Source organism: Brotaphodocola sp. (assembly GCF_983179755.1).
In genome coordinates this window covers 128,798-138,315 of the sequence record NZ_CFAHBC010000005.1, presented here as the reverse complement: position 1 = coordinate 138,315, position 9,518 = coordinate 128,798, and the positions used below count along the sequence as shown (strand labels likewise).

The following is a 9,518-nucleotide window of genomic DNA, read 5'->3' as shown; positions in this document are numbered from 1 at the left end:
AAGATTTACGACAGAGAATTATGAAACTGGATAAGTTTCTGGAGCATCCGCCGATTGTGGCTGATACGGTGACGGGATCGCGAAAAGACCTGACGATCGGTCCGATCAAGGTGACAGGAATTCCGGATCCAATATATGTCCGGAAGCAGACAGCGCGCGAGCGTTATAGAAAGATTCTGGAGCTGAAAGAGGCTGAACTTTTGGAACTCACCACACAGGCGGAAGAGTACATAGACAGCATTGAGAAATCAGAACTGCGGATTATGTTCCGGCTGTATTTCATCGACGGTCTGAGTGATGCGAAGGTGGCTGATCGGATGAACCGGATGTTTCCGAAGCGTAAGAAGAAGTATACGGATGAGAATGTGAAGAAACGGAGGCAGAGATATTTTGAGAAAATTGAAAATGTCCCCCCTTGTCCCGATGAAACATGATAATATGTAATCTGAAGCCGAAGGTGAACACTCACAGTTTTCAGCTTTTCTTGTACACGACCCCTATTTGCCGGGTGTAACAGCCCGGCAGATGATTTCGCTGGGTCGCACCCGGATGAACTGAGCGTAGCGCAACACCTCAGAGAGATTGACAAAGTCAGATTTGAAAACAGTTAACAGAGCAGGGGCTTGTGCATGCGTGGTGACTGCGAAGACGGCAACTGTTTTCAGACTGGAAGCGCACAATGGAACGTAGCTCAGTTAGGAGAGCGCCCGAGTACGCTCGGGAGGTCGTGGGTTCGAGCCCCGCTGTTCCAATGTAAATAGATACATACCAACAACCTCCCTTTTGAAAGCACCTGTCGTGAGATGGGTGCTTTTCTTTGACTTTTTAAAGATATTGAGGTATCATAATATATAAATATGCTAGTTATGGCTTTGGCATTTATAAGCAAATGGGTGTCAATCAATTATGAACAGCAGATCTCTAGAAATATTAAACTTAAGGTAAATATTTTAGGAGGTGTTAACGGTATTCAATGTGATCGGCTGTAATGAATACTCGTTTGCATTAGCAAAGCTGGAATATAGATTAATACCGTGGGGTTCGATTCCTCAGATCACGCTGGAGCATTCTCAATTGAGGATGCTCTTTTCTTATGCCTAAAAAAATAAGCACGAATGAGAGGTGGTGATGCATGGCAAGAGCGCCAGATACAAGAATGGAACAGGCCAGAGAGCTGTTTCTAAAAGGTAGAAAGCTGATAGAGATCTCTGAGCTTCTTGGAGTTCCAGAAGGGACAATCCGAAGCTGGAAAAATCGATATAATTGGGACGATGCAACGTTGCAAAAGAAACGCAACGTTGCGAAAGAAAGATCGACCTCCAAAATGATAAGCATACAGGATGTTGTTCCGGAAGTCGAGTCGGTTATTCAAAACCCCGATTTGTCCGATAAACAAAGGCTTTTTTGCCTGTATTATGTTCGCTGTTTCAATGCCACAAAGGCATATCAAAAAGCCTATGGATGTGACTATTTCACAGCAAATTCACATGGTTTTGAACTGTTGTCAAACGTGGTCGTAAAAGCAGAAATCAACCGGTTAAAACAATCCCGCCTTAACCGCGAGTTTCTGGATGAGCATGACATCTTCCAGAAGTACATGGACATTGCCTTCGCTGACATTACTGACTATGTCGAATTCGGAAGGGAAAAGGTGCAGGTGATGGGCGCGTTCGGACCGGTTGAGGTGAAGAACCCAGAGACAGGAAAGAAAGAACCTCTGATAAAAGAGGTGAATACTGTGCGCTTCCGAGAGTCTGGCGAGGTAGATGGAACTCTTATCTCTGAGGTGAAGCAAGGGAAAGACGGCGCCAGCATCAAATTACTCGACCGGATGAAGGCTCTTGACTGGTTGGCGGAGCACATGAACATTGCTACGGAAGAGCAACGTCTTCGTATAGCAACTGCTAAAGCAAAGATGGGCGATACAGAAGAAGTGGCTGAGGACGATGGTTTCTTAGATGCCCTGAATGGTTCTGCTACCGATGATTGGGCTGATGATGATTCTCTGGAGGTGGATACGGAAGATGAAGAAGAAACGTCCGATATTTAAGTTCCAGAAGTTCTCTCGGAAGCAGAGGCAGATCTTTACCTGGTGGGCAGATAACAGCCCGGTGAAAGATGCGGTTGGAATCATTGCGGATGGCGCGATCCGTTCCGGAAAGACCGTCAGCATGAGTTTGTCTTATGTTATGTGGGCGATGGAGAAGTATGATGGTCAGAACTTTATCATGGCAGGAAAGACGATCAGTTCATTTAAGCGAAATGTACTTCAAAATCTCAAACTGATGCTGACAAGTCGAGGATATCGCTGGATTTATCACATTTCCGGAGATCTTCCGAATATGTTGGAGGTCACACGAGGAGAAAGAACAAATTATTTTTATATATTTGGTGGCAAAGATGAAGGTTCCCAAGACCTGATACAGGGTATCACGGCGGCGGGAGCCTTTTTTGATGAGGTTGCTCTGATGCCGGAGAGTTTTGTGAATCAGGCAACCGGTCGATGTTCCGTGGAGGGTGCGACTTGGTGGTTCAACTGCAACCCAGCGGGACCGATGCACTGGTTCAAGCTGAATTGGATCGATAAAAAGAAACAGAAGCGGATCTTATACCTTCACTTTACTATGGATGATAATTTGAGCCTTTCTGAGAAGGTAAAGGAAAAGTATCGGGAGATGTACGCTGGAGTCTTTTATCTTCGGTACATAAAAGGTTTGTGGGCTGTGGCGGAAGGTTTGATCTATACAATGCTCACGGATCGGAATCTGTATACGGATGCAGAACGTCCGGTGAGCTTGAAGAGTACGGCGACCAAGACAATCACTGTGGACTATGGAACTACAAACCCTTGTGTATTTTTGGAAGTGTGGGATGATGGAGAGACGCTGTGGGTTGATCGGGAGTACCGTTGGGATAGCCGATCGGAGGAAGCAAGACGTAGCGGGAACCCGCAACGGACAGACGCTGAGTATGCGAAAGATATGGAGGAGTTTATGGGATGTTCACCAGAGGATCAGTGTATGGTTGTTGTGGACCCGTCGGCAGCATCATTTATCGCGGAACTTCGCAGTCGCGGTGTGTATGTGAAACCAGCAAACAATGAAGTAACGGATGGAATTCGAGTGGTTGGCTCTCTTCTGGCAAAGCGAAACATTCGGATTAACAAAGAAAATTGCAAGGGGTTGCTTGGAGAGATGAGATCTTACGTTTGGGAGGATAAAGCGATGGAGCGAGGAGAGGAAAAACCTGTGAAGCAGAAAGATCACGGTCCAGATGCATTGCGGTATTATTGTTACACGGTTCTGCCAAAATGGAGGATCAGTGCATAGGAGGAAAGATAGATGGCAAAAAGAAAGGCATCCCGCCGGATGAGGGCGGATTCAAAACAGAATATGGATTCCAAGGCGTCCGTCATGACGATGGACGCCTTTTCTAATCCCGCTGCAAGGATTGGATTCGGGACAATGGATCTACTTCAGGCAACAGAGTATCCGATGACCCGAATGACGCAGAATCATCAACTCCTGACGAGTCTGTATCGTGAGAACTGGATCATTCAAAACATCATCTCTACGATTCCGAATGATATGTTGCGGAAATGGTATGATCTGAGGACCAGCGTTGCACCGGAGTATCTGAAAGAGATGACTCAGTTAGAGCGTCGAACACAGATCCGGAATAAACTGCTTCTTGGAATGTACTGGGGACGGCTTTACGGCGGTGCAGTGGGAGTGATCTTGATCAAGGGACATAATGACATGAGTATGCCGTTGGATCTGGATACGATTATGCCAGGAAGTTTCTTGGGACTTCATATTCTGGATCGGTGGAATGGTGTGTATCCCGAGGGAGAGTTGGTTACAGATCCAGAAGATCCAGACTACGGATTGCCAGCGTTCTACACGGTTAGGAATGATGAGACGGGAAGTATGGTTGCTAGGGTGCATCACAGCAGGGTAATCCGTTTTATCGGCAGGGAACTTCCTTGGATGGAACAGGTGACAGAACAGTACTGGGGAGAGTCAGAGATTGAGGCAATCTACGAGGAATTGACCCGCCGGGATAATGTAGCAGGAAACATTGCGGCACTTACATTTCGGGCAAACATCAATTATCAGGAGACTGACGGCTTGGATCAGCTTCTGGGATCGGCAAATTCAGAGATTCAGCGCCGGTTCTGGAATACGCTGGCGGCGCAGTCCATGATGGAGAGTAATTTTGGAACCCGGATGATCAACAAAGGTGACTCGATTCACAACACTCAGTATACCTTTACCGGACTTCCCGATGTCTATGATCGTGTAATGATGGATGTAGCCGGCGCAGCGAGGACACCGGTGACAAAGCTGTTTGGGCGATCCCCGGCCGGCATGAATGCAACCGGAGAATCAGATCTGAAGAACTATTATGATTACATAGACGGGCTGAGGGAGACAGAGCTTCGGGGAGTGATCGAGCGTTTACTTCCGATTATGGAATTGTCTGCGTGGGGCAGAATTCCTGATGATATGGACATCGATTTCCCGCCAATGCAGACGCCAGATGCGAAGGATGTGGCAGAGATCACAGAGCGAAAGAGTAGTGCGATTCTGGCAGTATATCAGAGTGATCTGATTGATGCAGCAACCGCTATGCAGGAGCTAAAGAATCTGTCTGACGAGACTGGGCTTTACAGCAAGATCACGGACGAAGCGATCGAAGCAGGAAAGGGCAAGTTCTACTCAGAGACTCGTGGCATGCAAGATCCTATGGCGGGATTTTCTTTTCCAGAAAATACAGGAGAGGATGAAATAGGAGATGGCAATGAAGATCCGACCGCCGGAGAAAGCTGACATCACGGTATTGCTTCGGAATCTGTTTCTTCGGACAGAGCAGGAATTGATTAAAGAGATCAGCAAAAAGCGCACGTTGGGTCAGGTGGAATATGCAGAGGTGATAGCACTAGAACGAGTTCAGCGGATCTTGCAGAACATGGTAGACACTTCATGGAGCTATGTGCCGGCGATGATCGAGATGATCTTTTATCACTCAGACAAAGATGCTACGGGATATGCCAATGCGAGAGATATTACCGGAACGCACTCTGCGTCACAGATTGCCATTATGGAGCAACTGGCAAACAACCTTCAGGGCGAGTTGATGGAGATGGCGGGAACTGCAAAGAAGAGCGTTGAAAAGGTATTTACAATCGCCAGATTGGAGAACGATCCATATCGAAAACTTGCTTTGGAGGAGATTCTTAGACAAGAGGCATCGGGAAAGCCGTGGATCAAGTCCAGTCAGGATCTTGTGAAGGAGATGGAGACAAATGGAATCACCGGTTTTACAGATAAGGCAGGGCGGAAATGGAGTATGCAGGCTTATGGAAACATGGCAGTCCGAACGACAGCCAGACAAGCTGAGGTGGCGGCGCTCCTGACATCCGATGAATATGATCTCTGGCAAATTGTGAAGGTTGGAACGACTTGTTCGGTGTGTGCACCACTAGAAGGGCGTGTATATTCAAAAAGCGGAGCAAATCCGGATTACCCGCCTCTGAGTATAGCGTTCGGAAAGATTGATACTTCTGGGAGCAACGATCTTTCAAACACATACCTGAATATCCATCCGAACTGCCTGCACAGCCTGGTCAAGTACACCACGATCGGCAAGAGCGCGGAGCAGATCCAGAAGGACAAGGACTTTTCAAGCATCGAAAAGAATCCTCTGAGCCGGGATCCACGGACGAAGAAGCAGATCGCGGCGTATCGGGAAAAAGAGAAGAACCGGCAGCAGCTCCTCCGTGATATGAAGCAGCATAAAGAGTATCGAGCAATTCTTGGGAATGATGTGCCGAAAGACTTTGCGAAGTTCAGGGATTTGAAGTATAATGATCCTAAGAGATGGCATCTGTACGAGGATTATAAGAAATCTGTGAAGAAGGGGATGATTTCTCCGCTGTCGGGTGTGAAGAATTACGTTCGTCTTCATGATGAAATCGATGCTAAAATGATTGAAATTGAAACAGTACAGGGAACAAAAATAACTGGTCAGAGAAAGCACTTTATAGAACGTGTGATCGGAACTATGAAGGACCCGAAAACTGGAAGATCCAGATCGGGAGTAACCGTGGAAGATATTCAGAATGCGCTGAAGAACCCTCTTGATGTCAGAAAAATTGTGACAGATACTAAAGGGGACAGAAGCCAGAGATATGTTGGCGCGAATGCAACGGTTTCTATTAACCCAGATACGGGAATGTTAATTCAGTGTAACCCTACGGATAGTGATGTAGCGAGGCGATTAAATGAAAGAAATGGAAAGGGAGTTTGAACTGACAAAAGAGCAGATTGAATTTTTAAAGCAAATGTATCCAGATCAGCCACTGGTACAGCGAGTGCTTAGTGCTGAGAACAATGGTCATTTTGTTGTAGATGTGGATACTAAAATTGATTTCATGGATTTTGTGGAAGATGAGTCAGTTTACTGGATGGATGAAGGTCAGGAGCCTTCAGAGAAAACGTATATGCTTGAAAGTATCCGCGATGATATTTATTATCAAACAAATTAATACCATCAGCCATTATGACCGGTGGTATTTTCATACTCATTTTTAAGAAAGATTTCGATATCGTGACGGCAGGAGGTGATTGTGTGGATGTGTTGACTTGGATTAAACAGCATTATGGTTGTAAAAACTAAGGGGAATGAGTGGAAAGGGAATAATAGATGCTTGCATATTATGGCTATACGATAAGTCCTAACCAGATCGAAACTGGTGAGGGCTTTTTAATTTGCAAAAATGTGCCAATCGCCCGCACCGGAACACAGGACTATCTCGGAAGTGAGTTGGGACTTTCAGGCGGGGAGTCCGAGCAGATCATTGCTGTTGTTCGACCTCCGGATGAGGTGTTCTCAGAAGCAACTTTGGCGTCTTTCGAGGGAAAGCCGGTGACGAATGATCATCCGCCGGGACTGATTGGACCGGATGAGGTGAAAACATATGAGATGGGGCATGCGCAGAACATCCGGCGGGGAACAGGCGAGTGGAAGGATTATATGATTGCGGATCTTCATATTCATGACAGAGACCTGATCGATGCGATCCAGAATGGAAAGCGGGAGATCAGTTGCGGATATGAATGCGATTATGTAAAAAATGAAGATGGCACATACAGCCAGAAAAATATCAGAGGGAATCATGTAGCGGTAGTTGACCGGGGAAGAGCCGGAAAACGAGCCGCTATTTTAGATTCAGATAAAAACGAGGCGAAAAAGCCAGAAAGGAAAGTAATGAGCAAAACAGGATTATTTTTTAAACTCTTCGGTCAGGCTGTCAAGGATAAGAGTCCGGAAGAGATCGAGCAGATGGCGATGGATGCCGCAGTCGCCTTAGATGCGGAAGAAACAAAGGGACAGGAGGAAAGCAATTTGGAGGAGAAAAAGAGTCCAGAAGACAAGCCGGACGGTGCGGGAGAGACATCCGCAAAAGATTCAGAGTTCCTGAATGCCTTAGACAAGAAAATTGACAGACTTTTAGAGTTTCTTGATCCGGCGACGAAAAAAGAAGAAAAAGACCCGATGGACGAGGCAATTGAATCTTTAGAGGGAGGCAAAGACGAAGATCCGAAGGGGGATGATCAGGAAAACGGTGAGGCGAAGGTTGTTCCGGTTGGCGAAATGGATGAAGAGACTAACGAAGGAATGGACAAAGCAATCGCTCTTGGAATTTTAAAGGCAATGCGCCCGACTGTGGCATCCATTCAGGATTCAGCACAGAGAAAGGCAGTTTCTGATGCACTGATCAAACTCGTTACTACGAGGGATGCAAATAGCGATATCAGTGCGATCTTAAAAGCATCGCAGGCAAATGCCAAGAAGACTGCGGATAAAGCTTCTGTGATGAATGTGGATCAGTGTCAGGCTGCTTATGATGCAAGAAACCCGCACAAGAGAAAGGAGAACGAGTAATGAAAGGACAGGTAATTGGAAAGAGCATGCCACATGGATATGCCGGCAGTTATGCGAGACAGGCAGACATGGTGGTGGACACCCATCCGAGTGAAGGTGAGATCGCATTCGGTGCTCCGGTAGTGCTTGGAACAGCAGGGGCGGTAAAACCGTGGGAGACGGCATCTACCGCAGGAAAGTTTGTTGGTGTTGCAGTTCGCGAAGTAAAATCTGCAATGGATTACATGAATCAGAATGAAGGAAGTTATCGTGTTGGCGATGCTGTTCCAGTCATGAAGCGTGGCTGTGTGAATGTAATTTGCCAGAACGGAACTCCGACTGCCGGCGGAGACGTCTATATTCGTACTGTTAAAAATGAGTCCTATCCGAATGCAGTTGTCGGCGGATTCGAGGCAACAGCCGATACCGGTAAGAATGTGAAACTGACAAACGCACAGTGGAAGGGAAGCGCGGATGCCAATGGTGTGGCAGAGATGAGAATCCTGACCATCTTAAATGCATAGGAGGGAATGAGACATGGCGTTTAAAAATGTAGGTACTTATGATTTGGGAAGAGCGGTGAGCAGATCCGCAGGAAGTGCAAATGTGGCGACATTCACTATGGATGCAGCCGGAATCGCATCTGGTCAGGCATTTTTATCATCTGAGCTTGAGAAGAGAGATCCGATTATTCGGACACCGCTCACAAGTTTTACATATGCGAGAGATATTCCGATTCGTGTCGGTGGTGGTTGGGCTGAGTTCGTTTCCACTATGCAGGTCGGTTATGGCATTACTGGTGGATCTGGAGATAATCTGGTACATTCTGGTGGTTCAAACGGAATTCCAATGGTACAGGCGGATTTCTCCAAGGGTCAGCACAAGGCACATATGATCGCGGCAGGCACTCGCGTCATGTGGATCGATATGCAGAGAGGAAACATGACTGGTCGTAATATAGACACTCTGCTTCGCGATGGACTCAGAATGGCTTACGACAAGCATCTGGATGAGAATACCTATGCCGGTTTTGCGAGATATGGAACAACCGGTCTCGTAAACAACGAAGATGTAACGGTGACGAATGCTGAGTCTAACGGAAAGACTTCGCCAAGCACAAAATTCAAGGATAAGACCCCAGATCAGATCTTAAAGGACATCAACGATGCAATCCTGCTGGCATGGTCGTCCTGTGAGTATGACAACAGTGCAATTCCAAATCACATCCTTATGCCGTATGAGCAGTTTAACTATCTTGCAACAACCAAGGTGACTGAGCTGGCGGAGAAGACCATTTTGACGTTCCTTCTCGAGAATAATGTCGCAAAACAGAATGGCTCAGATCTTGTAATCGCTGCAACAAAGTGGTGCAAAGGCGCCGGAGACGCAGGCGCGGATCGTATGGTGGTTTATCGCAACGAGGAGCGTTTCCTTGCGATGGATGAGCTTGCTCCGCTTACGAGAGCAATGACAAGCTCCAATACTCAGGATTTTTGCTTTGATACCGCATATGCCGGCAATCTGTCCGAGGTGGAGATGTTTTACGATCAGTCGATGATTTATGTAGATGGAATCTAAGGAGGAGCAAG

Annotated in this window: 9 protein-coding genes and 1 tRNA gene; all 10 read left to right on the top strand. The window is 46.8% G+C overall.

Annotated features, from left to right (window positions below):
• A partial coding sequence (locus AC4EVX_RS03945) for a hypothetical protein (RefSeq protein ID WP_490159620.1) occupies positions 1-434 on the top strand: 434 nt, incomplete at its 5' end.
• 246 nt (positions 435-680) lie between these two features.
• Positions 681-752: transfer RNA gene (locus AC4EVX_RS03940), tRNA-OTHER, on the top strand.
• A gap of 380 nt (positions 753-1,132) precedes the next feature.
• Positions 1,133-2,050 (top strand): terminase small subunit, encoded by a 918-nt coding sequence (locus AC4EVX_RS03935; RefSeq protein WP_490159619.1) that lies wholly within the window; start codon positions 1,133-1,135, stop codon positions 2,048-2,050.
• Positions 2,025-3,329 carry a PBSX family phage terminase large subunit gene (locus AC4EVX_RS03930; RefSeq protein WP_490159618.1) on the top strand — a complete coding sequence of 435 codons (1,305 nt, stop codon included), beginning with the start codon at positions 2,025-2,027 and terminating at the stop codon, positions 3,327-3,329. The genes AC4EVX_RS03935 and AC4EVX_RS03930 overlap by 26 nt, the downstream gene beginning before the upstream one ends.
• A 12-nt stretch (positions 3,330-3,341) precedes the next feature.
• Positions 3,342-4,832, top strand: coding sequence for a phage portal protein (locus tag AC4EVX_RS03925; RefSeq protein WP_490159617.1), 1,491 nt, complete (start codon positions 3,342-3,344; stop codon positions 4,830-4,832).
• Positions 4,798-6,312 (top strand): phage minor capsid protein, encoded by a 1,515-nt coding sequence (locus AC4EVX_RS03920; protein ID WP_490159616.1) that lies wholly within the window; start codon positions 4,798-4,800, stop codon positions 6,310-6,312. The genes AC4EVX_RS03925 and AC4EVX_RS03920 overlap by 35 nt, the downstream gene beginning before the upstream one ends.
• A complete protein-coding gene (locus AC4EVX_RS03915; RefSeq protein WP_490159615.1) occupies positions 6,287-6,550 on the top strand; it encodes a hypothetical protein in 264 nt (87 codons plus the stop codon). Before AC4EVX_RS03920 ends, AC4EVX_RS03915 begins: the two co-directional genes overlap by 26 nt.
• Before the next feature lie 158 nt (positions 6,551-6,708).
• Positions 6,709-7,950, top strand: a complete 1,242-nt coding sequence (locus AC4EVX_RS03910) for a DUF2213 domain-containing protein (protein WP_490159614.1) — start codon at positions 6,709-6,711, stop codon at positions 7,948-7,950.
• Positions 7,950-8,453 carry a structural cement protein Gp24 gene (locus AC4EVX_RS03905; protein WP_490159613.1) on the top strand — a complete coding sequence of 168 codons (504 nt, stop codon included), beginning with the start codon at positions 7,950-7,952 and terminating at the stop codon, positions 8,451-8,453. The genes AC4EVX_RS03910 and AC4EVX_RS03905 overlap by 1 nt, the downstream gene beginning before the upstream one ends.
• Positions 8,454-8,466: 13 nt before the next feature.
• A complete protein-coding gene (locus AC4EVX_RS03900; RefSeq protein ID WP_490159612.1) occupies positions 8,467-9,507 on the top strand; it encodes a DUF2184 domain-containing protein in 1,041 nt (346 codons plus the stop codon).
• The last annotated feature ends 11 nt before the right edge of the window (positions 9,508-9,518 follow it).